The organism is Bradyrhizobium sp. ORS 285 (assembly GCF_900176205.1).
Lineage (GTDB): Bacteria > Pseudomonadota > Alphaproteobacteria > Rhizobiales > Xanthobacteraceae > Bradyrhizobium.
Genome location: NZ_LT859959.1, coordinates 3639377 through 3664295 on the forward strand (window position 1 = coordinate 3639377; position 24919 = coordinate 3664295).

Below are 24919 nucleotides of genomic sequence, written 5' to 3' on the forward strand. Positions count from 1 at the left end.
TTTTCTCGGCGTTTCCCAAAGGTCAAACGACAGCCCCGGCGGCGAACCGCCGGGGGCTGCAGCGGCTTACTTCTTCAACAGCGCGCAGGCGCTCTTGTCGAGCGGGGTGAAGGCCTGGTCGCCCGGCACCGAGCCGACCAGCTTGTACAGATCCCACGGGCTCTTCGACTCCGACGGCTTCTTGACCTCGAATAGATAAGCGGTGTGGATGGTGCGGCCGTTGGGCTGGATCTCGCCCTTGCCAAACAGCGCATCCTCGGTCGGGATCGACTTCATCTTGTCGACGATCTTCACGCCGTCATGCGGGTTCTCACCGAGCGCCTCCAGCGCCTTGAAGTAATGCAGCAGGCCCGCATACACGCCGGCCTGGACCATCGTCGGCGGTGCGCCGTTCTTCATCCGCTTTGCGAAGCGGTCGGAGAACGCGCGGGTCTGGTCGTTCATGTCCCAGTAGAAGGTCTCGGTGAAGTTGAGGCCTTGCGCGATGTCGAGCCCGATCGACTTCACGTCGGTGAGGAAGAGAAGCAGCGCAGCGAGCTTCTGGCCGCCTTTGGTGATGCCGAACTCGGCCGCCTGCTTGATCGAGTTGGTGGTGTCGCCGCCAGCATTGGCGAGGCCGATCACCTTGGCGCCAGACGACTGCGCCTGCAGCAGGAAGGACGAGAAGTCCGAGGTGTTGAGCGGATGCTTGACGCCGCCGATCACCTTGCCGCCATTGGCGGTGACCACCGCCGTGGTGTCGCGCTCCAGCGCGGCGCCGAAGGCGTAGTCCGCCGTCAGGAAGAACCAGCTCGTGCCGCCCGCCTTGACCAGGGCCTGGCCAGTGGTGTGGGCGAGCATGTAGGTGTCGTAGGTCCAGTGCACGGTGTTCGGCGAGCACTGTGCATTGGTGAGGTCGGAGGTCGCCGCGCCCGAATTGATGTAGACGCCGTTCTTCTCCTTGACGACGTTGTTCACCGCCAGCGCCACGCCGGAGTTCGGCACGTCGACGATGATGTCGACCTTGTCGACGTCGAACCACTGCCGGGCGATCGAGGTCCCGATATCAGGCTTGTTCTGGTGGTCGCCGGTGACCACGTCGATCTTCCAGCCCTTCGCGGTGAGCCCGGAATCCTCGATCGCCATCTGCGTCGCCAAGGTCGAGCCGGGCCCGCCGAGATCGGAGTACAGGCCGGACTGATCGGACAGCGCGCCGATCTTGACGGTCTTGTCGCCCGCGAAGGCGATGCTGCCAGTGGCGAGCGTGAGTGCCGTGCCCAGCAGCAATGACGCGATGAATTTGTTCTTCATGTCCAACTTTCCAAAATTCCAAGAAACAGTCGCGGCGCCGGTCAGACGCCGAGATAAGTATGCAGCTTGTCCATGTTGGCGGACAGATCGGCATTGGCGAAGCCGTCGATGACCTTGCCGTGCTCGACGACGTAGTAGCGATCGGCGACGGTCGAGGCGAAACGGAAGTTCTGCTCGACGAGGAGGATCGTAAACCCCTCCTTCTTCAGCCGCGCGATGGTGTGGCCGATCTGCTGGATGATGACGGGCGCGAGACCTTCGGTCGGCTCGTCCAGCATCAGGAAGCTCGCACCCGTACGCAGGATGCGCGCGATCGCCAGCATCTGCTGTTCGCCGCCGGAGAGCTTGGTGCCCTGGCTCTTCAGCCGCTCTTTCAAATTGGGAAACAGCTCGAAGATCTGGTCGAGCGAAAGCCCACCCGGCCGCACCACCGGCGGCAGCAGCAGGTTCTCGCGCACATCCAGGCTGGCGAAGATGCCGCGCTCCTCCGGACACAGCGCGATGCCGAGGCGCGCGATCTTGTCCGAGGTCATGCGGATCAGCTCGCGGCCATTGAAAGCGACCGAGCCGCTGCGCTTGCCGATGATCCCCATGATGGACTTCAAGGTCGTGGTCTTGCCGGCGCCGTTGCGCCCGAGCAAGGTGACGACCTCGCCGGCATTCACGTGGAAGTTCATGCCGTGGAGAATGTGGGACTCGCCGTACCAGCTCTCGAGATTCTTGACGTCGAGAATGGTGTTCGTCGCAGCCGCCTGCCCGGGTTTGTTGGCCGTCATCACCTCAGGCATGTCCGGCTCCCAGATAGGCTTCCTTGACGCGCTCATCCTTGGAGAGCTCGGAATATGGTCCCTCGGTCAGCACCTGCCCGCGCGTCAGCACCGTGATGGTGTCGGAGAGGTTGGCGACGACGCTGAGATTATGCTCGACCATCAGGATCGTGTACTTGGCCGAGATCCGCTTGATCAGGGCGGCGATCTTGTCGATGTCCTCATGGCCCATGCCGGCCATCGGCTCGTCCAGCAGCATCATCTCCGGATCGAGCGCGAGTGTGGTCGCGATCTCCAGCGCACGCTTGCGTCCATAGGGCATTTCGACAGCCGGAATATTGGCGAATTCGCTCAAGCCGACATCGTTGAGCAACTCCAGCGCCCGACCGTTGAAGCGGTTCAGCACGCTTTTGGAGCGCCAGAAATCGAACGACGAGCCATGCTGCCGCTGCAGCGCGACGCGGACGTTCTCCAGCGCGGTGAGATGCGGAAACACTGCCGAGATCTGGAACGAACGGACCAGGCCAAGGCGCGCCACGTCGGCCGGCGCGACAGCCGTAATGTCCTGCCCCTTATAGAGAATCTTGCCGGCCGAGGGCCGCAGGAACTTGGTCAGGAGATTGAAGCACGTCGTCTTGCCGGCCCCGTTCGGGCCGATCAGCGCGTGAATGGTGCCCCGGCGGATCTTGAGCGAAACATCGCGAACGGCAAAAAATCCCGCGAATTCCTTCGTCAATCCGTGGGTCTCGAGAATGAACTCGTCAGCCAAACAGATTCCCCCCGAGCCGGCGCGTGTCGCGGCCGGCCCTCGCTTCTTCCTGTACGGCGGCTCTACTGGAGGGCTCGAACGTATCAGCGTCGCCCTCCGCGACCGCTTCGGGCCGGAATATGCCGTCAAACGAGGGAGTTAAGCAAGGCGGAAAGCTGGGCAAACGGCCCGCGAGGCGATCGATGAACCTCGCGTTGATTCGGCTGTGGCCTACTCGCAGACATAGAGTAACGGACCACCGCCGTTTGCTTCGCCTGGGCTCGCGCCCGCGGATGTCGCGAGCGCGACGATGGGAACAGCCGAGTTGCTATTTGGCGACCTTCACTTCGGTCGCGTAGACGTCCGGCTTGAAGCCAACCACGCGCTTGGCTCCGAGATCGAGCACCGGGCGCTTGATCATCGAGGGCTGCGCCAGCATCAGCGCGATCGCCTTGCTCTCGGAGAGTCCCTCCTTGTCCGCATCGGGCAGTTTCTTGAACGTCGTCCCGGCGCGATTGAGCAAAACCTCCCAACCCACCTCGTCGCTCCAGGCCTTCAACGTCGCCTTGTCGATTCCCGCCGTCTTGTAGTCGTGGAAGTCGTAGACCACGCCGTGCTCATCGAGCCAGGCACGCGCCTTCTTCATCGTGTCGCAGTTCTTGATTCCGTAGATCGTGATGCTCATGCCACTCGTCCTCAACCCATCGTGTGCGCCTGCAGCGAATGTCTCATGTTGCGACAATCCACCTCGCATTTTGCAGTGCGATTCACCTGCTTTTGATGCGCAAACGCCGTTCGTTCCGCCGTCGGAATTCATACGGACCTTTGCCATGAAAGTGTCGGCTGAGCATTACATTTTCTTCGCATCCCCGGCGTATCTGGCGCGCGAACAGGAGACTGCGAATGGGCAAGATCATGGTGCGTTGTCCGCAGACCGGCCGCAGCATCGAGACAGGAATGGAAATGGATGCCGCGCGCTTTCAGCGCATGCCCGTGTTCTTCTCGCGCGCCTACTGCCCGCACTGCCGAACCTATCACGAATGGTTCGCCGCCCATGCCTGGGTCGAGGAGATCAGCGATCGCGAGGACATCGCGCTGGCCTGAGCGTGAGATGGGCGATGACGCGATCATCGTTCAGGACAGCAGCGCGGCAATATCGTCCTCGGTGAGCGCCTTGCCAATGTTGCCTTCGTTGTCGAACAGCCGATCGGCGATCGCCTGCTTGCGCTGCTTCAACTCGCCGATCTTCTCCTCGATCGTGCCGGCGGTCACCAGCCGATAGACGAAGACCTTCTTGTCCTGGCCAATGCGGTGGGCACGGTCGATCGCCTGGGCCTCGACGGCGGGGTTCCACCAGGGATCGTAGATGATCACGGTGTCTGCGGCCGTCAGGTTCAGCCCGACGCCGCCAGCCTTCAGACTGATCAGGAAGACCGGACTCTTCCCTTTCTGAAACCCTTCGATCGCGCGCTTGCGATCGCGAGTCTCGCCGGTGAGAAGTTCGTAACCGATCTCAGCCGCTTGGAAGCGCTGCTCGATCAGCGCCAGCATCGAAGTGAACTGCGAGAAGATGATGATCTTGCGTCCCTCGCTGACCAGTTCCTCGACCATCTCCATGAGACGGTCGAGTTTGGCCGAGGGCCGCTCGGTCTTGTCGTCGAGCTTCACCAGCCGCGGATCGCAGCAGACCTGGCGCAGCCGCAGCAGCGCCTCGAGGACGACGATGTGGCTGCGCGCAAGCCCCTTCTCATCGAGCGCCTTGCGCACCTTCTTGGCCATCGCCGCACGGATCGAATCATAGAGGTCGCGCTGCTTGCCCTCGATCGCGACCGTTTCGACGATGTCGACCCTGGCCGGCAGCTCGGAGGCCACCTCCTCCTTGGTCCGTCGCAACAGGAACGGCTTGACCCGGCGCGTCAGCGCCGCCGCCCGCATCTGGTCGCCCTCCTTCTCGATCGGCGAACGCCAGTTGCGGGTGAACGCGGTCTTGTCGCCGAGATAGCCGGGGTTGACGAAGCTCATGATCGACCAGAGCTCGCCGAGATGGTTCTCCATCGGCGTGCCCGTGAGGCAGAAGCGATGACTGGCCTTGATGGCGCTGAGCCAGCGCGTCGTTGCTGCGTTCGGGTTCTTGATGGTCTGCGCCTCGTCGAGGATGGCCATGTGCCAGTCGCGGCCGAGGATCAACTCATGGTCGCGCGCGATCAGGGGATAGGTCGTGAGCACCACGTCGTGCTGCGGGATCTGATCGACCAGCTCCTTGCGCGCGGCGCCGTGGAACACCAGGACCTTCAGATCAGGCACGAACTTGGCGGCCTCGTTGGACCAGTTCGTCATCAGGCTGGTCGGCGCGACGATCAGCACCGGCGCCTTGATCGCACCGCGCGCCTTTTCCAGCGCGAGCAGCGCCAGCACCTGCACCGTCTTGCCGAGGCCCATGTCGTCGGCCAGCACGCCGCCGAGATTGGCCTGCCGCAAGAGATCGAGCCAGGCGACGCCCTGCTGCTGATAAGGCCGCAGCTTGGCCTTGAAGCCGGCAGGTAGCTCGATGTCATCGTGCCGATGCTGCCGGACCAGATCGGCCAGCCGCCGCAGATCGTCAGGTCCCTTGAATGCCTCCGCGTCATGCGCCAGCAGCGGCACCAATTGCGCACGCGACAGCCGGAGCTTGCCGGAGGCATCGAAGCTGCCGCCGCTCAGTCCCATCGTCTGCAGGGCCAGCAGGACCGGCAGGAAACGGCCGGCCGCGAGCGCCAGGTGTCGGCCGTCGGGCAGCGGCACATACATGTGCTTCGCACTGGCGTCCGCGTCGGCCAGCGCGTCGACGATCCCGGGCTGCGCGAGCAGCCGCGCCAGCAGTTCGGCGAGATCATGCGGCTTGCCGTCGATGTCGATCTTGAAGCCGAACTCGAACCAGTCGATCCCGCTGCCTTCGATCTCCATGTCGACGACGCCGGAGGACTCGGCCATCCGGAACGGGAAGGTGTCATCGATGCGGATCTCGAAGCCCTCCGCCCGCAACGCATCGACGTCGAGATGCATGAACTGCAGCCAGCGGCCCTCGTCGGCAAAAGTGAGATCACCGCCGAAGCCGCCGAAGCTGTAGGTCTGGACTTTCCTGAGCGGAACGAGCCCGAGGTCGCTCAGCCTCTTCGACGTCTTGCGCTCGTCCGCCTTGGCGCGCGTCACAAGGTGCACGCGGCCGTCGTGAAAAAGCTCGGTCTCGTTGCCGCCCTGGTCGGCTTCGATCTCGATCGGACCATAACGGAAGACCTGGCGGACCACGCCGAGCGGAAGCCCGCTGGTGTGGACGCCCTGGAAACCATAGCCCGGATAAGGTCCGCGTCGCAGGTGCAGGATCGGCACCGGCTTGGCCTCGATCTTGACGACCTCGCTCGGCGGCGACGGCAGCAGGGCGGGATCGAGCGCGGGCAGCCGCTGGCTGAGATGCCGCGAGACCTCGCCGATCACCGCCTTCGGCAGCGTCGGCGCACTCAGCAGGTGCTGCGCCATTTGCGGATCGATCCCCGGATCGACCTCGCCGACGATTCCGGTCTTTTCCTCGGCGTACACGGGCGGATTGGCATGCAGCGCCGTCACGCCTTCGACGACGAGCCTTGCACCGACGCCTCGCAGACCGACTGGCTGCCATTCGATGCGACCACTGCGCTTGTCGCCCCAGCGCAGCAGCGGGCCGGCATGGTCGCGCCAATAGGCCCGCCCCGTGTCGACGATCCGCTTCAACAGCGCGGGAGAGCCGATTCGGAACGCCCACTGTCCGTCGAGAAAGACGTGGGGTCCAAGCCGCGTCGCGATATCGAGATCGCTGTCGCGGTAGTACGCCGCCGCATAATCGGCGCCTGCTGGCATCCTCTCGACCTTCGAGAACGCTCCGGAAAAGCTGTTGTCCTTGCCGACCCGAACCGACCACAGTCGGACGACCGGATAGGCTGCGCCTCCGGACTCGGAATGCGGCTGCACACCATAGATCAGCCTCTGCTTGACCGCGGGAGGATAGGCCTCCCCACGGCTGACCGCGCCAATCCTGTTCAGCCAGGTCGTAATCTCCGGCGGCAGCACCACCGGGCTCGCCTTCTCCAGCTTCGCCGGTTTCCTCACGTCGGCGCCATCTTCCTCCGGCGGCTCGATCGCTTCGAGCAGCACGGCCGCGACATGCTTGCAGTTGAATTGCATCGGGCACGTACACGTTCCGATGACGCCGACGCGCCCGTGCTTGTCCGGCTTCAGCCTGATCTCGACCTCATACGGCCAGGATTGCGAGCCATTTACCGACGCGGCCAGCTCGAGGCCGTCGTCGCTGATCTCGAGATCGAAAACGCCGCCACCGCGCTGGAGGAGCTCCGCCTTCTGAAAGGCGGCATGGCTGAAAAGCGAACGGATGGCCCCGGGCTTTTTGAAGGGAAGCGGCATGATGGTGAACCTGACGCACGCCAACGTGGCTGCGCAGCACCCATGTAGCACGATCAGCGCCGAAAGATGGGCGTAGGCCTGCGGCCTGGGGATATCTCCGCGGAACGGCGCGCCTGTTGGCCCCAACCGCGCAACGCGAGTTCAGCTCTGCGCGGAAGGGCGCCGCACGCCAGCGGCGTTCGCAGCCGGCATGAGCGGCTGCCCGATCCAGCCGCGGTTGAGCAGCCGCGTGAAGGACGGACAAGGCTCGCCGCAGAGGCGCGCCATGGCCTCCTGATAGGGGCCGACGGTGCGTAATCTCGGCGGCAACGCCGCGTAGAGCCGCGGCAGCCAGATCCGCGCCCGCGCGGCGCTGCGATGCTCGCGCGCGCCATCCGGCAGATCGAACGCCAACCGCAACCTCTCCGGCAGCATCTCGGCAGTCAGCGCGGAGAACCAGCGCGGCGGCCCGACCCAGGTCGCCTCGCCCGAGAAGATGCGCTGGGCGATATCGCGCGCGGCGGTGCTGACCGTCAGTGTCTCCGACTCCATCATCGCGGCCGTGTAGATCTTGAAGGACACCCAGTCCGCCGGCAGCACGTCGCGAGGAATGCCGAACAGCCCGGCGAAGCGCATCGCCTCGCGCCAATACTGTTCGCGCTCGGCATCGGTCAGCGGCGGACACAGCAGGCCGTACGACATCATCGCCGTCTCGACCAGCGTCGCATGCACCCAGCGCAACGCCTCGACGTCATTGGCGCGGTAGCGCGAACCGGCCGCGAACGGCCCGGCCGTCTCCGTCATCACGCCACCGACGGCCGCGTGACGCCGGTACAGCCAACGTGCGACGGCGGCCGCCTGGTCGCGCGTGCCGAACACCATCGTGTAGACGATGCTGAAGGTGCGGTGGAAGCGGCCGAGCGGGTCGGCGAACACCTTCGACTGCTCGGCAATGCCGGCCGACACCCAGGGATGAGCGAGCTGCAACAGCAGCGCGCGGCCGGCGCCGAGAAACAGCGCCGCCTCGCGATGCACCCGCCACATCACGCTGTCGGGGCCGAGCACGCCGTCGCCCGCTTGCGCGGGCGCCGAGAGCACCTCGTCGAGGCAACGCGCGAAATCGGCCTCGCTGACGATCACGGCCGCTTCGGGATCTCCAGCCCGCGTTGCACCGCCGGCCGCGCCAGGCCGCGCTCCAGCCAGGCCGGCACGTGCTTGAGTTCGTCGAAGGCCGAGATTTCGCGCGCGCCGTAGAAACCGATCAGGTTGCGCACCCATCCCAGAGTTGCGATGTCGGCGATGGTGTAGTCGCCGTCCATGATCCACTCGCGCCCGTCGAGCCGCGCCTCGAGCACGCCGAGCAGCCGCTTGCTCTCGGCCACGTAGCGCTGCAGCGGCCGCTTGTCCTCATACTCGCGACCGGCGAATTTGTGGAAGAAGCCGAGCTGGCCGAACATGGGCCCGACGCCGCCCATCTGGAAATGCAGCCACTGGATGGTCTGCCAGCGCCGCGCCGGATCGCTCGGCAGGAATTTTCCGGTCTTCTCGGCAAGGTACTGCAGGATCGCACCGGATTCGAACAGGCCGAGCGGCTGGCCGCCAGGACCGTCGGGATCGATGATCGCCGGGATCTTGCCGTTCGGATTGAGCGACAGGAATTCCGGCGTCTTCTGGTCGTCCTTGCCAAAATCAATCGTGTGCGGCTCGTAGGCCAGCTCGGTCTCCTCCAGCATGATCGAGACCTTCACGCCGTTGGGCGTCGGCAGCGAATAGAGCTGGATGCGGTCGGGATGCTGCGCCGGCCAGCGCTTAGTGATGGGGAAGCTGGAAAGGTCGGACATGATGGCTTGGCTCGCCTGTTGCGTTGAGGTCTCAATCTAAGCCCATGCGCTCGCGTCGCAAGACATGAGCTGGGAACCGGTGCGGCAGGATGGTCTTATCGTGCAGCCGATGTGCAGAGATGGCGCATGCCGAGTCCGACCTATGACCTGATCATGCAGGCGATGATGAGGCGCCAACAGTTGCTGTGCATGTATCGCGGCCACGCCCGCGCGGTCTGTCCGATCATTCTGGGCCACACAGCGGGCCGCGAGCGCGTGCTCGCCTTCCAGTTCGCGGGTGGCGCGAGCAGCGGTCTGCCGCGGGGCGGTCAGTGGAAGTGCTTCGACGTGGCCGAGATGAGCGAGGTCGAGTTGCGCGAGGGACGCTGGCATTCCGGGCGCAGCCACAGCCAGCCGCAATATTGCGTCGCCGATGTCGATCTCGACGTGAATCCGGACAGCCCGTACGATCCGAAGCGCAAGCCCAGGCGGTGAGGTTTACTGCGGCTCGCGCAGACGCACGCGCAGGAGCGCCGGCAGCTTCGACGTCGTCTCGTGCTGTGCGAGTTTCGCCGCAACCCGGCGCATCAGCGCCAACGCGCCCTGCTTCGCAAACAGCTTGATGCCGCGATAGCTGAAGTCGACCACCACCTCATGATAGCGCATGCCCTTGCCGCCCTTGACCAGGCCAAGGTCGCGCACCAGGCAATAATGCCCGTCGCTCATGCGTGCCAATCGGGTGTTCTCGAACATGGGAGCGAAGCAATGCACCGAGTCGCGAATCCGTCAAGATTGACAGGAACGACTCAGGAACTGAGCACGTCCGCCACGCGGCGTCGGGGCGCGAATGGCAGCGAGGGTCCATAGCCGAAGCGCAGCACGAGGTCCGGCCGTCGGTCTGTGCCGATCAATCGCGCCAGTTCGGGACGCAGCGCGGCCACTTCGACCGGCTGGTTGATGAAGGCGAGCTTCAGTCCGAGCTGTGTCGCTTCGAGCGCGAAGCGCTGGCAGGCCTGCCCTGCCCTGATCCAGCCGGCTGGATCAGCCTGCTCGGCCACGAACACGGCAATCCCAGCCGATGAAGTGATCTGGCGCGCATATTTGTCGTTCTCGGCCGCCGCATCGAACACCCGATCGAAAGCGACGCCGCCGAGCACCGAAGGCAGCGACGGATTGCCGCTCGCGGCCGCGAACAATCCGTCACCACTCTCCATCGCACTGCGCGGATTGAACCGGATCCAGCTCTTCAACTCGCGCATGAAAGCCGCATCATGCATCTGCGCGTCATTGCCGGCGATCACGAGATCGCGGATATCAGCAACACGTGCGGGCGCCGTGATGAGGACGAGATCGACTCCGGGCATGGATGCCGCCGACTGCAGCGCGACGAGTTCGCCGGTCGGCACCGGACGTCCGTCATATTCGCTCCGCGTCGACTGCCTGCGGACGATCGAACCCAACAACGGATCGTCGTTCCGATCGGCCGTCGTGAAGGTGTATCGCACCGTCTGTCCGTCGATGCTGATCTCGCCGGGACGGCCGCTGCACGCAGCGGCAATCGCAAGGTTGGTCGCGGCGCAGCCCAGGCTGACGAACAGGTGATGATCGTCGGGATCGACCGCCGACGTCCGGCGCGACAGATCAGGTCGCACCTCGATGACATCTCGCGCCACGCGAAAGCGCCACGGCTGGGTGTTGTGGCTGTTGGCCGCGAGCGTCGCGTAGCGGATGACGTCGGAGATCTCCGGCGACAATGGGCCACGCAGCCGCGCGCTGTACTCGTCATACTCGGACATCGTCCCGGTGGCGGCCCGCCAGGCAGCCGAGCCGAGCGCGCCCGTGAGCAGCACGCCACCCGCTCCCAAAAGGATCTGCCGTCTGTTCATCACAACACGCCCGCCATCATCCTCGTGAGATCACGATAGAGGCGCATCAGAGCCTCGCGTTGCTTCAGATCAAGCCGTAACACGCTAATAATAAAATTCGCCCGCCGCTGTTGACACCACCAGCAAAGGCGCGTAGTTACGCCGGCCTCGCGGGCAACTGCGCACGCGACACTGATGAGCAAGACCATGTCATTTCGCTTCGAACATCTGATCTGCACCTCCAGCGGCTTCGTGCCGATGGATGGCGCATGCCTTGCTCGGGGGAGCGGTCTTGCTTGAGGCAAGATCAACAGTCTGTTCACACGGACCCTCCCGAGCCAGCCGCTCCGGAGGGTTTTTTGTTGCCCTCGCGAGCCGGCGGCACGGCGAACTACACGAAATGCCCCGGCCATCGGCCGGAACGGGAGACCCGGATCCCGGGGCTCGCGCAGGTGATGCGCGTGCCCAAGAGCGCGGGGCCTGTCGGAGGGAACGAGGCGTGAAGCCGGACACCAATGACAGAGCGAACTCCAAGGAGTTCGCAACAGGCGGCGCCAATGAGCGCCGCAGACAAGTTATTTGACTTCCCGGCCGTTCACGGCCGGGAGCTGCTGGTGGTGAAGGGCTCGGCTCCTTCGTATCATTGGTGCTGCGGGTTCGACTCCCGCCCGGCGTTCCATGCGCCGGTAGCTCAGTGGCAGAGCACTATCCGCTCCACGCAAGTGGTGCGGACCTCAGCATTCGCCCGTTCCCGGCGCGTGGTCCCCATCATGCGTGATCCCCTCGGGGATCACGCATGTCGGCCGCTTCAGGCCATTTCATCGACATCAACAACCCAACGAGAGGAGGCCAACCATGGTCAGGCTCAACACGTTCCTGCGCGCCTTCACCCATGAGGGTGCGCCGTCCCGCCAGCTCGCGCCGGTGCAGGCGCTGCAGCGCACGCTGATGAGCTGCCTGCTGTGGGAGGACCAGTTCTACGAGGACGGGGTCGCGATCGCCGATCGGATCAAGTCGCTCGTGGCGCAGGTCGAGCCGCGCGAGGTCGCTCAGCTCGCGGTGCGCGCGCGCGAGGAGATGAAGCTGCGGCACGCGCCGCTGCTCGTCGCCCGCGAGATGGCGCGGCTGCCCCAGCACCGCGCGCTGGTCGCCGAGACCCTTGCGCGCATCATCCAGCGGCCGGATGAGATGACCGAGCTGCTCGCGATCTACTGGGCGGATTCGCTGGGTCCGCAGCAGCAGCGCAAGCGGCAGCCGGTGTCGGCGCAGGTCAAGAAGGGGCTGGCGAAGGCGTTTGCGAAGTTCGACGCCTATCAGCTCGCGAAGTATGACCGCGAGGGGCCAGTGCGGCTGCGCGACGTCCTGTTCCTGGTGCACGCCAGGCCCAAGGACGACGCCCAGGAGGCGGTGTGGAAGCAGCTCGTCGATGGCGAGCTGCCCTCGCCCGACACCTGGGAGGTCGCGCTCTCGACTGGTGCGGACAAGCGGGAGAGCTTCGAGCGGCTGCTCGCGTCGAGGCGGCTCGGAGCGCTGGCGCTGCTGCGCAACCTGCGGCTGATGCGTCAGGCCGGGGTGGAACGCGAGACGATCGCGGCCGCGCTGGAGACGATGCGGACGGACCGCGTCCTGCCGTATCGGTTCATCACGGCGGCCCGGCACGCGCCTGATTTCGAGCCCGAGCTCGAGCAGGCGATGCTGCGCGCGATCAAGGGCTACGCGCGGCTGCGAGGCCGCACGCGGCTTCTGATCGACGTGTCCGGTTCGATGTTCGCCAAGCTGTCCGCGCAGTCGGAGATGACGCGCGCGGAGGCCGCGTGCGGGCTTGCGATCCTGGCCCGCGAGGTCTGCGACGAGGTGGAGATCTTCACGTTCAGCGACAAGGTCGTGAAGGTGCCGCCGCGGCGTGGCTTCGCGCTGCGCGACGCGATCCTCGGGTCGCAGCCGCATTCCGGGACCTATCTCGGGCGTGCGGTGGGCGAGGTCGACCGCAAGGGCGACCGCCTGATCGTCTTCACCGACGAGCAGAGCCACGATCCGGTGCCACAGCCCAAGGCGCGCGGGACCATGGTCAACGTGGCGTCGTACCAGCACGGGGTCGGATACGGACCCTGGACGCGGGTCGACGGCTTCTCCGAGGCCGTGATCGCTTGGATCGCGGCGCAGGAGGAAACTCTGCGCGGCGCCACCCTGCACTGAGAACGAATGGCCCGGACGCGTCGAAGACGCGCCCGGGCCTTTTTGCGTTTGAAGTCGGCTCAACCATTCAAGATCAGTGCGTGCTGACGCGTCGCGCTCCGGCCTCCTTCAGGATGCTCTCAAGCTCGCTCGGCGGCTCACCGCGGCATTCCACCGACACCTCGATCTCGCCTTCGAGCTCAGGCGCGCCCTGCTTGTCGACGCCGGGATGGCCGCTCTCGACATCGGCCCCGGCGGCTTCCGAGCCGGCGCTGTTGGCCACGCCCGGCGCCTGCACGGAGACGTCGGTGCGGTCAATTCCGTGATCCTGAACCAGGTGCTCGACGGCAAGCTCGGCCTCGCGGCGTGTGGCGAAGTGACCGATGATCGTGCGTTCCATGCGTCTCTCCTGGTGTGCTGCCCGGCCCGGCCGGTCCTGTCCAGGTTCGAACGCAGGCGCAGCGAGAGCCGTTCCACCTCCGTGGACGTACGCAGCGGGGCCTCGGACCGCCCACTGCGGCAGCAATCCACATCTGGCGCTGGGCGGCACGATTCTGTTCTCGGCTGTCGGGAGCCCTGAACCCTCTTGGCCTGGGAGGCCCGTCCCCCCCGGCTTCCTGGGCGTCCTCTGGACCCGAGCGCGCCAGGATTTCCGGGCCGCAACACCCTAAAACACCTCTAAACCGCCCCTTCTGGACGTCGCCCTTGACGAACCAGTCATAAACCGGACAAAGATTGCGCCAAAATGTCGCGGCGGAGGGTGATCCCATGAGATACGTCGACGGCGCGGTGATGTTCCTCAGCCTGTGGCTGCTGGCCTCCATGGTCCTGGACGCGGTGACGCCGCCCGAGCTGAATTTCTACATGATCGGCCCGATCATCGCGCCCGCCGCGATCATCACCGGATTCCTGTACTGGCTCCGCATCCCCTCCCGCGATTTCGTCCTGGTATCCGCAGCCATCTGGATGGTCTGTGAGATGATGCTGGAGATGATCACGCCCAAGCCGCTCTCGCCGCTGCTCGCGGTGGCAGCCGTGGCGCCGCTGCTGGTGGCCGGAATCCTGCTGCACCTCCAGCACTGGCGGCGGCCCAACGGTCGGGCGGGGGCGACCGATACAGCCTCCGTTGCGAACCTGCCGGCCTCCTCCAACGCCATGCCGAGCCGCCGTCCGTTCTGATCCGGGCCGGCGCCCCAAACAGGCGACCGCAGCCTGATCGCTGCCGATTAGGAACAGCAGCCCCTCCATTCCATTGTCGCACCGCGTTCGCAGGGAGGCCCTGCCGGACGCGCGTCGGACGACATCTGAGTGTGAAGGCAGCGATGGCGAGCGGACCGTTTCAAGATCCTCCCCCCGCAGGTCGGCTCCTGCGTCCCGGCGTGGACAAGCCGGACAATTCCACCGACGCCTATTTCATCCGCGTCCGCGATGATCTCGCGGACAAGGGCTTCTTCACGGCGAGCGCCGAGGAGCTGATCACCTGGGCGCGCGCCGGCTCGCTGATGTGGATGACCTTCGGGCTCGCCTGCTGCGCGGTCGAGATGATGCAGATGTCGATGCCGCGCTGGGATGCCGAGCGGTTCGGCTTCGCGCCGCGCGCCTCGCCGCGGCAATCCGACGTCATCATCGTCGCCGGCACGCTCACCAACAAGATGGCGCCGGCGTTCCGCAAGATCTACGACCAGATGCCGGAGCCGCGCTACGTCATCTCGATGGGCTCCTGCGCCAATGGCGGCGGCTATTATCACTACGCCTATTCCGTCGTCCGCGGCTGCGACCGCATCGTGCCGGTCGATGTCTACGTGCCCGGATGCCCGCCGACGGCGGAGGCCCTGCTCTACGGCGTGATGCTGCTGCAACAGAAGATCCGGCGCACCGGCACGATCGAGCGGTGAACGGCACCGCGACCACCCGGATCACCCAGCCGCCAGGGCATACGAGATCAGCGCCGCCACCGATCCATCATGGTCGAAGCCCAGCGCCGTCGCGGCCCGCGCATCCAGCGCGGGATAGCGCCCGAACACCGCCTCGATGCGCTCATCGGGCGCGTAGCTGACCAGCCGCGCCCGCCCAGCGCCGAACAGCTGCGCAAGGCCTTCCGCCACCTCGGCGATGGAGAGATGCAGCGCCGGCAGCTGCAGCGGTCCGCAGATCTCGGCTGCCCCCGCCAGCACCAGATGGTCGACCACCGCCTTCTGCGACAGCCACCAGCAGGTCGCCACCGCGGAAACCGGACAGACATAGGGCTCGCCCGCGGCCAGCGCGTGCAGCAGCTCGCTCATGAAGGCCGAGCCGAAGCCGCTCACCGGGCGCGGCCGCGCCACGATCCCTGGCAGCCGCAGCGAGACGCCCGAGAGCTTGCCGCGCCGGGTGTGATCGGCGAGCGCGATCTCCACCATCCGCTTGTGGGCGCCGTAGGTCGTGGTCGGCCGCGGCTCGGTGCGCGCGCTCACGACCGGCTCCGTAAACGTGCCATACACGGCGATGCTGCTGGCATGGACGACGCGTGGGCGATGCCGTGCTTGCGCAAGCCATTGCAGCAGGTCGAGCGAGGCGTCGAGATTGACGCGACGCCCGAGCCCCGGATCTGCCTCGGCCCGCGCGCCCGGGACGCTGGCGAGATGAAACACCAGAGCGAAGGCGGGCTCGCCGAGTCGGGCCAGCATGGCCGCATCGAGCGTGCCGCTGATCCAGCGCAGACGAGGATCGGACAAACCCAATGGCGTCTCCGCGAGATCAATCGCGACGATCTCGGCGATTGTCGCGTCTATCAACAACCGGCGCAGCAAGGCTGAGCCGATGAAGCCCGCGGCGCCGGTGACCAGGATGCGCATCGCTTTACCCCGTCGCGCCGGCGGCGCGCACGACCTGCTGATGGATGCGGCCGAACGGCCCGGCGCGGCCGTCGGCGAAGCGGGCTTCGATGGTGACATGCTCACCGAAGCTCAGGAACGCTGTCCTCGCCTCGCCCCGCTCGATCATCTCGATCGCCCGGACCTCCGCGAGGCAGCTCGATCCGGCCTTGCGATCGGCGTTCGAGACCGTGCCCGAGCCGATGATCGTGCCCGCGCTCAAGCGGCGCGTCCGTGCGGCATGCGCGATCAGCTGCGGAAACGAGAACGCCATCTCGCCGCCCGATGCCGCGCCGATCCGCTCGCCGTTACGCTCGACATGCAGGGCCATGTCCACGCGGCCGCCGTGCCAGGCGGCGCCGATCTCGTCAGGCGTCACCGCGATCGGCGCGAAGCTCGTGGATGGCTTCGCCTGCAGGAAGCCGAAGCCGGTGCGCACCTCGCGCGCGCCGACCGCGCGCAGGCTCCAATCGTTGATCTGCACCAGCAGCCGGATGCACTGCGCAGCCTGCTCGGCCGACGATCCCATCGGGACCTCATCGACGATCACGCCGAACTCGCCCTCGCAATCGATGCCGTCGGCTTCGGACATGAACGGGACGTCGACCTGTGGGCCGAGAAAGTCGTCGCTCGCGCCCTGGTACATGACCGGAATGGTCTCGAAGTCCGGGATCGGCGGCTTGTTGAAGGCGATATCCATCAGCCGCCCATGATTCAGAAACGCCGAGCCGTCCAGCCATTGCGGCGCGCGCGGCAGCGGCGCGGCACAGCGCGCGGGATCGAACGCGAAGACGTCCGATGCTGCGCCCGTCTCGAGCCGGCCGGCGAGATCGCGCAGCGGCCCCTCGACCTCGCGCCAGCGCCGCAGCGCGCTCGCGAGATCCGGCACGATGGCGGCTGCGCTGACGGCGCGCGCCTGATCGCTGGAGACGATGACGAGGCGGCCGTCGAGGCTGCCGTTCTGATAGGTCGCGAGCTTCATCGGTCGGCCTTGCCAGGATTGGCGTCGGGACCGAACTCACCGTCGACCAGGATGAACAGCATCCGGCAGGTCTTACCGCTGCGATTGGCCCACGCATGGTTGGTGCCGCGCTGGATCACCACGTCGCCGGCTTTTAGGTCCGCCGTGCCCTTGTCGAGCACCAGCGTGATCTCGCCGGAGATGACGATGCCGTAGTCGATCGTCTCAGTGCGATGCATCAACGGATGCGGCGATTCCTTCGTCACCGTCGAGGCGTGGGGATCACCGATCTGGCCGAAAGCAGCCTGCATGCGCTCGGCGCCGTGGCGCAGGAAGTCCTCGGTGTCCGGCGGGATATCGACGAAGCGGATGCGGCTGCCATGTGCCGGCGGCGGCAGCCGTAGCGGCCCGATGGTCGGATCTGGGCCGTTGTCGATCGGCGCGGGCGTCGCCTGCGTGCTCCACACCTCGTGGAAGAAGGTGCGGGGGATCGCCGCGAGCTCGGTCACGGTCGGCAACGCGCCGTCGGACGAGATCACGGCGGCGCCTTCGGCGTCATGTCCGGTGACGACGCGGCGGATCTGGGGAAGGGTCATGCAACTGGTCTCCTGGTCAGGCGATTTCGAGAGAGGTGGCGGAGGCGGTCTCACGCGCGGCGAACACGCGCGAGAACATCACGACGGCGACCGACGAGATCACGACGGCGCCGAGCCCGAGCGCGGGATAGCCGAACAGTTGCACCAAGGTGCCGCCGAGAATGGGACCGATCGCCGCGCCGATCATCAGCATCGCCGGCGTGCCGGCGAGCGCGCGCGCCGTCGGGTCGAGCCGCGACAACAGGCCGAAGGCGAACGTGTGTGTGAAGATCATCACCGCCGCAAACACCGCGGTCGGGACGGCATAGGCGAGCAGGCCCGAGCCGAAGGTGATCGTCACCGCGATCAGCGCCTGGCAGACCGGCCCGGCCAGCAGCACGTGGCGCGCCGGCAGCCGTGTCTCCAGAAGCGCGGCCAACGGCGCCGGCAGCAGGTTGACGAAGCCGAGCGCGATCAGCACGCCGGTGACCGTCTCCGCGCCGAAGCCGTGATCGATGCCGATGCGCTCGATGAAGCTGAACAGCATCGCCTGCGTCAGCGCCATCGCGCTGATGCCCGCGATGCCCAACCACACCGCGCGCGGCAGATGGCTGACCTCGGCGATGAGATCCTCCTCGCTGCGCACGACGCCCTTGGGAAACGATATCGCTGACGCCAGCGCCGCGATCGCCATGACGCCTGCGAACACGATGAACAGCGCCGGCCCGCCGAAGCTCTCGACGAGATTGGGTGTCAGGCCGAGGAACAGGATTGCGAACACCCCGAGCGCCATCCCGACGATCGCGAACAGCCGGTGCGGGTTGGCGCTGCGTGCGATGGTGCCATGGGTGAAGCTCAGGCCGCAGGCCGCCGTCGCGCCCGCCAGCGCATGCAGCAGCGCGAGCAGCGGAAATTCCGACGTTCGGCTCGCGGCCACGAACACCAGCGCGGCCGCCGCGTATCCCGCGGCGGCTGTCAGCCGGGCGTTCAGGCGGTTGAGCCGCGGCGCAAAGAACAAGCTGCTGAGCACGGCGCCGAGCAGGAACAGAGTGGCCAGCAATCCGGCCTGCTGCGGGCTGAATTTGTAGCGTGCGATCAGCGTGCCCACCCACACCGGCAGCGCCACGAGGTCAACCATCCCGGCGCAATGCGCGACCATCAGGGCGATGCGCCCGCGCCAGGTTTCCGTCGTCACCGTCATTGTTTCCTCCCCTTGATATTTGTTTTGTTTGTTGCGGCTCAGATCGGCTGCGTCAGCCCGATGGTCGACTCCCGCATGATCCTTGCGTGCTCGGCCTTGTCGCCGTTCTCCATCTCGATGCGGCAGAGTTGCGCGGAGTTCTCGATCACCATCCGGCAGCGCTCCCAGCGCCGCGCATGGAAGCGGTCGAACGCCTCCTGCAACGTCTCGGCACGCGCGAGCTCCTCGGCGAGCACGATGCCGCTCTCGATGCCGATGCCCGCTCCGGAGGCGAGATGCGGCGTGGTCGCGGCCACGGTGTCGCCGATCAGGATGACGCGCCCGCGATTCCAGGGCGCCGGCACCAGCAGGTTCGAAAGCGGGCGGTAGTCGATCGCGGCCTCCGCGCTGAACAGATGCGGCCGCAAGCCGGTCAGAACGGGATCACTGAACGGCGCCAGCAAGTCCGCGACCATCTGCGGCCAGGCCGCGCGCTCGATCTGCTGCTTGTCCGGCCGCGCCTCGGTGACGAACATGTACATCAGGCTCGGCGACACCGGGTTGACTCCGGCCTTGACCGCTCCGCCCAGCCACATCCGTGGGCGCACGATCTCGTCCGGCCGCGGCAGCACCGCACGCCACACCACCTGCCCGATATATTGCGGCGGCTTGACCTCGGGAAACAGCCGCGCCCGTGTCTTCGAATGCACGCCGTCGGCGACGACGACGAGATCGTAGCGCCCGGTCGTGCCGTCGGTGAAGGCGACCTCCACGTCATCGTCGTGCTGCGCGATGTCAGTGTAGCTGCAGCCGACCCGGACGCTGACGCCGGCCGCGCGCGTCTCATCGGCGAGGATGCGGCCGAGCTCGGGGCGCATGATGCCGCCGCCGCCGGGCACGTCCGATCCCACCGGCTTCGGCGTCGGAATCTCGCCGATGCGATGACCTGCCGGTGTGAACAGCTCGACGCCATCAGACAGATAGCCGCGTCGTTTGAATTCGCCGAGCACGCCGATCTGGTCGAGCGCCCGCAAGGTCGGCCCACTGACGGTGATGCCGGCGCCCTCCGGCCGCCAGCTCGCATCGAGCTCGACCAGATCGACTGCGATGCCGGCCCTGCGCATCTGGATCGCCGCGGCCATGCCGGAAAATCCGCCGCCGATCGTCAGCACCCTGCTCACCACTGCCATGGTGCCCTCCTCCCTCTACTGTCCCAACCCTTGCGGGCTTGTTATGACTTCACGAACAGCCCGCCGTCGGCATCGACGACGAGCTCGATCCCACCTAGCCGCTCACCGCGGCACGGCCCCTGCACGCACAGCCCGCTGTCGGGCATGAACTCGGCGCCATGCGCGTGACAGACGATGCGCGTGCCCGCCGCGTTGAGATACGCATCCCTGCGCCAAGCCATGGGGGCACCATCGACATGCGGACAGGCATTGCGCCAAGCATAGAGCTGTCCCTGCCAGCGCACGACGAACAGGCTGTCCTGCCCCTCATCGTCAGGATCGAAACCGCGTGATTGCCCCTCGCCGATCTCGCCCGCGCGGCACAGACGGATCCAGCCTGGGCGCGCGCCCTCACGCGTAGTCGCCATTCTCGGGAATTCCGGGGCCGGGGTACCATTTCTTGCGCATCTTCAACAGGAAGGTCTGCGAGTTGTCGGCCGAGGCCGTGGCCTCGCGCGGCTGCCAGCTCGCATCATGCTGGTCCATGTCGGCATCCATCTCGATGTGGCAGCCGAACGGGCTGTTGAAGTACCAGAACCAGTTGGAGCCGAGGATGTGACGGCCGGGGCCCCAGAACGCCTGGTAGCCCTTCTCGACGAAGCGATAGCCGTTGGTGATCATTTCCGACGGGCCGCCGAAATGGAAGGTGAAGTGCTCGACGCCATGCATGTGCGGCGGCGCGCCGATCAGGAAATGGGTGTGATGATCGAGCGAGCCGGCGGGCTGCAGGAACGGCCCGGTGCCCGCGAAGCGATCGGTGCAGCGGAAGCCCAGGCGGTTGACGTAGAAGGCCTCCGCCTTCATCACGTCTGGCACGAAGTACACGACATGCGACAGCGAGCGCGGGCGGATCACGCTGCCCGGCGGCGGCACGCCGAGACTGTTGACGGGCCTGAACACCACGCCACCCGGCGCATTCGAGATCTCGCTGGGGAGTACGAAGGGCCGCCGCGCCGTGAGCTGGAAGCCGATCACGAAGCCGCAATCGTCGATCGACTCGATCGAGCCGTCCGGCAGCCGCCGGACCTCGCGGTCGCGCCGCAGCTCGGCGGCAATCGCGCCCAATGTCGCTTCGTCGGCGACGCCCATCACCGTCTTGCGCAGGCGGCAGCCCGGCGTCGGCCCCGGCGGCAGCGACGGGTCGTCCTGCCGCGCGATCACGACAGCCGTCCCGTCCATCGCCTCGAAGCGGCCGCCGCGATCCGAGAGGTCGACCGCCGTCAGGCCGTAGTCGACCAGGAAGCGCGCCGCGCCCCTGACGTCGTCGACAGCGAAGACCAGGCTTTCCAGACCGACAATTTTCATGGCTTTCCTCTCCGCCTGTCGCTCAGGCGACCCTTCCGTTCAAGGTCTCGCGTTCAAGGTCTCGGCCACCCAATCCGCGATGTAGTGGCCGGCATTGATGCTATTGTCGAAGCTCGCATGCTGCGCGCCGCCTTCGCGATCGGTGAAGATCTTCAGCTCGCGCTTCGGCGAGTTGACCAGCTGCTCATAAGTCCGCTCGGCCCAATGCAGCGGGATCTGCGAATCCTTCTCGCCATGCGTCACCAGGAACGGCACCTTGATGCGATCGAGGACGCCGTCGAGGTGAACCCGCTCGGCGATCTGCATGAACTCGTCCTGGTCTTGCGCACCCCACACCCAGCGCACATGCGCCCAGTAATGCGGGACCGGGAAGTTGCCTTCCTTCTGCAGCCGCTTCTTCTGCACGTCGCGCCAATCATGATTGGCGCCCCAGGCGACGCCGCAGGCGAAGCGCGGCTCGAACGCCACCGCACGCGGGCAGTAATAGCCGCCGAGCGAGACACCCTCGAGGCCGATGCGACTGGGATCGACGTCGCTGCGCGTCTCCAGCCAGTCGACGACGCGCGAGGCCCAGTGCTCGCTGTCATAGCGCGCCGTGAGCCCTTGCAGGCGCAGCGCCTCGCCCGAGCCCGGCTGATCGATGATCAAGGACGAAACGCCGCGCTTGGCCAGCCACGCTGGCAGCCCCACGCGATATTTCATCTCCTTGGTCGAGTCCAAGCCGTTGACCTGCACCAGCAGCGGCGCTGGTCCATCGCAGCCTTCCGCGCGCACCAGGAGGCCGGCAATGTGGCTGCCTTCATAGGGGATCTCGACGCGCTCGCAGTTCTCCCGCGCCAGCGCAATTCCCTTGGCGAAGGTGTCGAGACACTTGCGGTACAACGCCAGCCGGCCGGGCGCCTCATGCGCCTGCAGACGCTCGCAGGTAATCAGATAGCTCGCGGCGCGGCCATACTTCTCGCCGGCCGAGAGCAGCCGGCCCTTCGCCTCGTCCTCGGCGGCGAGCTCGCAGAGCTTGTCTGCCATCCGTGCCCAGGTCTCGCGAAACGCCTGGGTGCCGCTGGCGTCGGGCTGCCGCGCCGCGTCCTGCAGCGGCGCGCACATCTCCTCGATCTCGCCGATCCTGGCACCCATCTCGATCGCCAGATCGACCGACAGATTCCAGACGTAGTTGGTCGGAAAATACTTGAACATGCTGCACTCGCGACGCGCGGACCGGCCGCGCGTCTCCTTGACGTTTCTTCCCGGGATCTGGAGTAGCGCCGTTTGACCATTCCGAAAAATTGATTATCAAGATCGTTGGCATTGATCCTCTGAATACCTCCCGCGAGGCGGCCGATGCGGTTCAACAACAAGTTCGATCTCAATCTGCTGGTCGCGCTCGGCCATCTGCTGCACCTGCGCAGCGTCAGCGGCGCGGCCGCGCGCATGAACATGACGCAGTCGGCGATGAGCAACGCCCTGCTCCGCCTGCGCACCTATTTCGACGACGAGCTGCTGGTGAAGATCGGCCGCAAGATGGAGCTGACGCCGCGGGCGGAGGTGCTCAAGGACTCGATCAGGGACCTTCTGGTGCGGGTCGACTGGGCGATCGCCTCATCCACGGAGTTCGACCCCGCGCAGTCCGACCGCTGCTTCAAGATCCTCGCCTCGGACTACACGCTGGTGACGCTGATCCCGCGGCTGCTGGCGCGCAGCGAAACCCTCGCCCCAGGCATCCGCTTCGATTTCCTGCAACAAGTGCAGCGGCCCGAGCGCGCGCTCGAGCGCGGCGACGTCGACCTGCTGATCATTCCCGAAGAGTTCAGCTCGAAGCTGCATCCGTCGGAGGTCATTTTCGAAGACGATTTCTGCGTGATCGCCTGGAGCAAGGGCAAATATGGCAAGGGCAAGCTGTCACGACAGGATTTCGCCAGCGCGTCCCATGTCGTGATGCGGCCCGCGATCGCCGCGCAATCGCTCGAGACTCATTACCTTGAGCAACGTGACACCAGCCGCCGCGAGGACATCTCGGTCTACGCGTTCACCGCCATTCCGCATCTCATCACCGGGACGGACCGCATCGCCACCGTGCATCGCAAATTGGCTGTCGCTGCCCAGCGCAGCCTGCCGATCCGCATCATCGATCTGCCGGTGAAGCTTCCGGTTCTGCGCCAGCGCGTGCAGTGGCACCGCTATCGCTCCAACGATGCCGGCCTGCTGTGGCTGCGCAACCTGATGCGCGAGGTCGTCGCCGAGCTGCCGTGATCGACGTCCGCGGTCTCTCATGAAAACGGCCGGCGCAAGAGCGCCGGCCGTTCGTAGCTCGCAATCATCGGGGCTGCAGCGCGGCTCAGTGCCTGGCCGGTCCGGCGCCCGGCGGAGGCGCCGGTACCCAGATCGGGAACGCCACGTTCGCCCACACCGTGTCGCTGCGGCTGCCGTTCTCGACAAGGAAGGTGTGCTAGTAGTTCACATTGACCTGGAAGGACCCGCCATCATAGCTCAGTGACGGCCCGAGATTCAGCGACTTGAGGCGGTTGCCGTCCTGGACGCCCGCCAGATTGAATGCCTTGACGCCATTGACCTTGTCGTCCTGATACTGATGCGTGTAGCCGCCGACCGCGCCGAACTTCCAGGCGCCGATGTTGTAGCCGATGTTGAAGTCGACCACGAACGCATCGCCGCTGCGATACTGCTGGCCCAGCTGCGTGAACGCGTTGACCGAGTCCGTATTGGTGGTGTTGAGCAGGAGACGCGGCGAGACAGCGAGCTCGAACCCCTTCGGATCGGCATAGCGATAGGCGACCACTGGCGAGATGGTCGTGTAGTTGGTGCCGACGTTCAGCGGCTGCCGCGCCGAGTAGGTGCCGGTATTCGGCATGATGTCGAGCCCGGCGGTCACGCTCTGGGTGGGCGACAATGCCCAGCGCAGGATCACCGGCGAGAAGGTGATGTTCGCAAGCCCGTTGGCCTGGGACGAGCCGCCCGGCGTGGTGTTCTCGAGATGCACGAACGGGACGACCAGCTGCGAATAGACATGGGCGCCGAAGAACTCGCCGGGATAACTGGCGAGAAAGCGCATGGTCTCCGACACCGCAGACAGCCTGAAGTTGATCGGCAGCTTGTTGCCCTGGCCGTCATACAGGCCATTGGCGCTGGTGTAGCTGGTCTGGCTGATCGCAAACAGGCCGGGAATCGGCGGCATCGTTCCGATGAAGATGCCGGGTGACCCCGCCGGATAGTTCGTGGCGCCATTCTCCGCCGCCATTGCGCCTTGCAGCATTCCAGCCAGCATCAATGTCGCCAGAGCGGACTGCTTCAGTCCTCTTCTCATATTCCCCCCTCAGTGGCGCGCTTCTTGAATGAGCTTGCCCCCATCGACCGCCGGGGCGGCGCACCGGCGCCCGACTGATCACGTCATTGATGAGCGATTTCGGAACATTCGTAAAATTGATCGTTGTGATCTCATGTATTGAACAGCTTGATGCATCCGCGAGGGCTCAGCCGATGGGGTGCCCGCTCACCGCCCGCTGCTTGCTCTCGGATTGATTTGCCCGTCGGGTCGCCCAGGGCGGCCTTCCCAGCGGCCAAGCGGGGCAGCGAACTAACAACTCACGATGCGCCGGAAAACGGGTTTGGCATGGCGCATCAGTGACATCACCGCTGTCCAGTCCTGTCGCTCGAAAAATTGGACTTTCGTTTTTCCAAAAATGATGTTTTCTATCCCGGTCCCGTGCTCCTCGAGGGGGGCGCTTCGCGA

At 65.9% G+C, this 24919-nt stretch carries 24 protein-coding genes and 1 pseudogene; 6 read left to right on the top strand and 19 right to left on the bottom strand.

What is annotated here, in order from left to right:
* Positions 1–66 precede the first annotated feature (66 nt).
* From BRAD285_RS16275 to BRAD285_RS16290, 4 genes are all read right to left on the bottom strand, one after another.
* The gene (locus tag BRAD285_RS16275) at positions 67–1290 is read right to left on the bottom strand and encodes an ABC transporter substrate-binding protein (RefSeq protein ID WP_006614704.1); all 1224 of its coding nucleotides are present in this window, start codon (positions 1288–1290) and stop codon (positions 67–69) included.
* A 41-nt stretch (positions 1291–1331) separates the two neighbouring features.
* The gene (locus BRAD285_RS16280; RefSeq protein WP_006614705.1) at positions 1332–2078 is read right to left on the bottom strand and encodes an ABC transporter ATP-binding protein; all 747 of its coding nucleotides are present in this window, start codon (positions 2076–2078) and stop codon (positions 1332–1334) included.
* Positions 2071–2826 (bottom strand): ABC transporter ATP-binding protein, encoded by a 756-nt coding sequence (locus BRAD285_RS16285; RefSeq protein WP_035648423.1) that lies wholly within the window; start codon positions 2824–2826, stop codon positions 2071–2073. Before BRAD285_RS16285 ends, BRAD285_RS16280 begins: the two co-directional genes overlap by 8 nt.
* Before the next feature lie 307 nt (positions 2827–3133).
* On the bottom strand, positions 3134–3490 hold the full coding sequence (locus tag BRAD285_RS16290) for an ArsC family reductase (RefSeq protein WP_006614707.1): 357 nt from the start codon (positions 3488–3490) through the stop codon (positions 3134–3136).
* A gap of 218 nt (positions 3491–3708) precedes the next feature.
* On the opposite strand from BRAD285_RS16290, the gene BRAD285_RS16295 reads away from it, so the two are divergent.
* Entirely contained in the window at positions 3709–3909 is a 201-nt protein-coding gene (locus BRAD285_RS16295) for a hypothetical protein (protein ID WP_006614708.1), read from the top strand.
* Between the two features lie 30 nt (positions 3910–3939).
* Here the strand turns inward: BRAD285_RS16295 and BRAD285_RS16300 are convergent, their stop codons facing one another.
* The 3 genes from BRAD285_RS16300 to BRAD285_RS16310 form a co-directional block, all read right to left on the bottom strand.
* A complete protein-coding gene (locus tag BRAD285_RS16300; RefSeq protein ID WP_035648476.1) occupies positions 3940–7236 on the bottom strand; it encodes a DEAD/DEAH box helicase in 3297 nt (1098 codons plus the stop codon).
* A 141-nt stretch (positions 7237–7377) separates the two neighbouring features.
* Positions 7378–8355: an oxygenase MpaB family protein gene (locus BRAD285_RS16305; protein WP_006614710.1), complete on the bottom strand. Its 978-nt coding sequence runs from the start codon at positions 8353–8355 to the stop codon at positions 7378–7380.
* A complete protein-coding gene (locus tag BRAD285_RS16310; protein ID WP_006614711.1) occupies positions 8352–9056 on the bottom strand; it encodes a glutathione S-transferase N-terminal domain-containing protein in 705 nt (234 codons plus the stop codon). The genes BRAD285_RS16305 and BRAD285_RS16310 overlap by 4 nt, the downstream gene beginning before the upstream one ends.
* Before the next feature lie 126 nt (positions 9057–9182).
* On the opposite strand from BRAD285_RS16310, the gene BRAD285_RS16315 reads away from it, so the two are divergent.
* Complete coding sequence (locus BRAD285_RS16315; protein ID WP_035648426.1) at positions 9183–9530, top strand: hypothetical protein; 348 nt, start codon at positions 9183–9185, stop codon at positions 9528–9530.
* Between the two features lie 3 nt (positions 9531–9533).
* Here the strand turns inward: BRAD285_RS16315 and BRAD285_RS16320 are convergent, their stop codons facing one another.
* On the bottom strand, positions 9534–9761 hold the full coding sequence (locus tag BRAD285_RS16320) for a hypothetical protein (RefSeq protein ID WP_006614713.1): 228 nt from the start codon (positions 9759–9761) through the stop codon (positions 9534–9536).
* A gap of 80 nt (positions 9762–9841) precedes the next feature.
* Positions 9842–10921: a nitroreductase family protein gene (locus BRAD285_RS16325; RefSeq protein WP_006614714.1), complete on the bottom strand. Its 1080-nt coding sequence runs from the start codon at positions 10919–10921 to the stop codon at positions 9842–9844.
* A gap of 834 nt (positions 10922–11755) precedes the next feature.
* Between BRAD285_RS16325 and BRAD285_RS16335 the strand changes: the two genes are divergently transcribed.
* Positions 11756–13096, top strand: coding sequence for a TROVE domain-containing protein (locus BRAD285_RS16335; RefSeq protein ID WP_006614716.1), 1341 nt, complete (start codon positions 11756–11758; stop codon positions 13094–13096).
* A gap of 73 nt (positions 13097–13169) precedes the next feature.
* On the opposite strand, the gene BRAD285_RS16340 is transcribed toward BRAD285_RS16335, so the two are convergent.
* Positions 13170–13475, bottom strand: a complete 306-nt coding sequence (locus BRAD285_RS16340; protein WP_006614717.1) for a hypothetical protein — start codon at positions 13473–13475, stop codon at positions 13170–13172.
* A 392-nt stretch (positions 13476–13867) separates the two neighbouring features.
* Between BRAD285_RS16340 and BRAD285_RS16345 the strand changes: the two genes are divergently transcribed.
* Positions 13868–14254 (top strand): hypothetical protein, encoded by a 387-nt coding sequence (locus BRAD285_RS16345; RefSeq protein WP_006614718.1) that lies wholly within the window; start codon positions 13868–13870, stop codon positions 14252–14254.
* A 143-nt stretch (positions 14255–14397) separates the two neighbouring features.
* On the top strand, positions 14398–14970 hold the full coding sequence (locus tag BRAD285_RS16350; RefSeq protein WP_035648435.1) for an NADH-quinone oxidoreductase subunit B family protein: 573 nt from the start codon (positions 14398–14400) through the stop codon (positions 14968–14970).
* A gap of 21 nt (positions 14971–14991) precedes the next feature.
* On the opposite strand, the gene BRAD285_RS16355 is transcribed toward BRAD285_RS16350, so the two are convergent.
* From BRAD285_RS16355 to BRAD285_RS16390, 8 genes are read right to left on the bottom strand one after another with little or no spacing between them, the layout of a single operon-like run.
* On the bottom strand, positions 14992–15909 hold the full coding sequence (locus tag BRAD285_RS16355) for an NAD-dependent epimerase/dehydratase family protein (protein WP_006614720.1): 918 nt from the start codon (positions 15907–15909) through the stop codon (positions 14992–14994).
* A gap of 4 nt (positions 15910–15913) precedes the next feature.
* A complete protein-coding gene (locus BRAD285_RS16360; RefSeq protein ID WP_006614721.1) occupies positions 15914–16909 on the bottom strand; it encodes a fumarylacetoacetate hydrolase family protein in 996 nt (331 codons plus the stop codon).
* Positions 16906–17484 carry a cupin domain-containing protein gene (locus BRAD285_RS16365; protein WP_006614722.1) on the bottom strand — a complete coding sequence of 193 codons (579 nt, stop codon included), beginning with the start codon at positions 17482–17484 and terminating at the stop codon, positions 16906–16908. Before BRAD285_RS16365 ends, BRAD285_RS16360 begins: the two co-directional genes overlap by 4 nt.
* Before the next feature lie 16 nt (positions 17485–17500).
* Positions 17501–18658 carry an MFS transporter gene (locus tag BRAD285_RS16370; protein WP_006614723.1) on the bottom strand — a complete coding sequence of 386 codons (1158 nt, stop codon included), beginning with the start codon at positions 18656–18658 and terminating at the stop codon, positions 17501–17503.
* A gap of 44 nt (positions 18659–18702) precedes the next feature.
* Positions 18703–19833 carry an FAD-dependent oxidoreductase gene (locus tag BRAD285_RS16375; protein WP_006614724.1) on the bottom strand — a complete coding sequence of 377 codons (1131 nt, stop codon included), beginning with the start codon at positions 19831–19833 and terminating at the stop codon, positions 18703–18705.
* A gap of 41 nt (positions 19834–19874) precedes the next feature.
* Positions 19875–20240, bottom strand: coding sequence for a Rieske 2Fe-2S domain-containing protein (locus BRAD285_RS16380; RefSeq protein ID WP_006614725.1), 366 nt, complete (start codon positions 20238–20240; stop codon positions 19875–19877).
* Positions 20224–21177 (bottom strand): VOC family protein, encoded by a 954-nt coding sequence (locus BRAD285_RS16385; protein WP_006614726.1) that lies wholly within the window; start codon positions 21175–21177, stop codon positions 20224–20226. Before BRAD285_RS16385 ends, BRAD285_RS16380 begins: the two co-directional genes overlap by 17 nt.
* A 39-nt stretch (positions 21178–21216) precedes the next feature.
* Positions 21217–22371, bottom strand: a complete 1155-nt coding sequence (locus tag BRAD285_RS16390) for a S9 family peptidase (protein WP_006614727.1) — start codon at positions 22369–22371, stop codon at positions 21217–21219.
* Between the two features lie 144 nt (positions 22372–22515).
* Here BRAD285_RS16390 and BRAD285_RS16395 point away from each other — a divergent pair, with 144 nt between their 5' ends.
* The gene (locus BRAD285_RS16395) at positions 22516–23424 is read left to right on the top strand and encodes a LysR family transcriptional regulator (RefSeq protein WP_006614728.1); all 909 of its coding nucleotides are present in this window, start codon (positions 22516–22518) and stop codon (positions 23422–23424) included.
* 85 nt (positions 23425–23509) lie between these two features.
* Here the strand turns inward: BRAD285_RS16395 and BRAD285_RS16400 are convergent.
* Positions 23510–24493, bottom strand: a pseudogene (locus tag BRAD285_RS16400) (transporter).
* Positions 24494–24919: the final 426 nt, after the last annotated feature.

Coding starts and splice junctions, on each gene's coding strand:
- BRAD285_RS16275 (WP_006614704.1), bottom strand. CDS start 1,290: ATGAAGAACAAATTCATCGCGTCATTGCTGCTGGGCACGGCACTCACG.
- BRAD285_RS16280 (WP_006614705.1), bottom strand. CDS start 2,078: ATGCCTGAGGTGATGACGGCCAACAAACCCGGGCAGGCGGCTGCGACG.
- BRAD285_RS16290 (WP_006614707.1), bottom strand. CDS start 3,490: ATGAGCATCACGATCTACGGAATCAAGAACTGCGACACGATGAAGAAG.
- BRAD285_RS16295 (WP_006614708.1), top strand. CDS start 3,709: ATGGGCAAGATCATGGTGCGTTGTCCGCAGACCGGCCGCAGCATCGAG.
- BRAD285_RS16300 (WP_035648476.1), bottom strand. CDS start 7,236: ATGCCGCTTCCCTTCAAAAAGCCCGGGGCCATCCGTTCGCTTTTCAGC.
- BRAD285_RS16310 (WP_006614711.1), bottom strand. CDS start 9,056: ATGTCCGACCTTTCCAGCTTCCCCATCACTAAGCGCTGGCCGGCGCAG.
- BRAD285_RS16315 (WP_035648426.1), top strand. CDS start 9,183: ATGCCGAGTCCGACCTATGACCTGATCATGCAGGCGATGATGAGGCGC.
- BRAD285_RS16320 (WP_006614713.1), bottom strand. CDS start 9,761: ATGAGCGACGGGCATTATTGCCTGGTGCGCGACCTTGGCCTGGTCAAG.
- BRAD285_RS16325 (WP_006614714.1), bottom strand. CDS start 10,921: ATGAACAGACGGCAGATCCTTTTGGGAGCGGGTGGCGTGCTGCTCACG.
- BRAD285_RS16335 (WP_006614716.1), top strand. CDS start 11,756: ATGGTCAGGCTCAACACGTTCCTGCGCGCCTTCACCCATGAGGGTGCG.
- BRAD285_RS16340 (WP_006614717.1), bottom strand. CDS start 13,475: ATGGAACGCACGATCATCGGTCACTTCGCCACACGCCGCGAGGCCGAG.
- BRAD285_RS16345 (WP_006614718.1), top strand. CDS start 13,868: ATGTTCCTCAGCCTGTGGCTGCTGGCCTCCATGGTCCTGGACGCGGTG.
- BRAD285_RS16350 (WP_035648435.1), top strand. CDS start 14,398: ATGGCGAGCGGACCGTTTCAAGATCCTCCCCCCGCAGGTCGGCTCCTG.
- BRAD285_RS16355 (WP_006614720.1), bottom strand. CDS start 15,909: ATGCGCATCCTGGTCACCGGCGCCGCGGGCTTCATCGGCTCAGCCTTG.
- BRAD285_RS16360 (WP_006614721.1), bottom strand. CDS start 16,909: ATGAAGCTCGCGACCTATCAGAACGGCAGCCTCGACGGCCGCCTCGTC.
- BRAD285_RS16365 (WP_006614722.1), bottom strand. CDS start 17,484: ATGACCCTTCCCCAGATCCGCCGCGTCGTCACCGGACATGACGCCGAA.
- BRAD285_RS16375 (WP_006614724.1), bottom strand. CDS start 19,833: ATGGCAGTGGTGAGCAGGGTGCTGACGATCGGCGGCGGATTTTCCGGC.
- BRAD285_RS16380 (WP_006614725.1), bottom strand. CDS start 20,240: ATGGCGACTACGCGTGAGGGCGCGCGCCCAGGCTGGATCCGTCTGTGC.
- BRAD285_RS16385 (WP_006614726.1), bottom strand. CDS start 21,177: ATGAAAATTGTCGGTCTGGAAAGCCTGGTCTTCGCTGTCGACGACGTC.
- BRAD285_RS16390 (WP_006614727.1), bottom strand. CDS start 22,371: ATGTTCAAGTATTTTCCGACCAACTACGTCTGGAATCTGTCGGTCGAT.
- BRAD285_RS16395 (WP_006614728.1), top strand. CDS start 22,516: ATGCGGTTCAACAACAAGTTCGATCTCAATCTGCTGGTCGCGCTCGGC.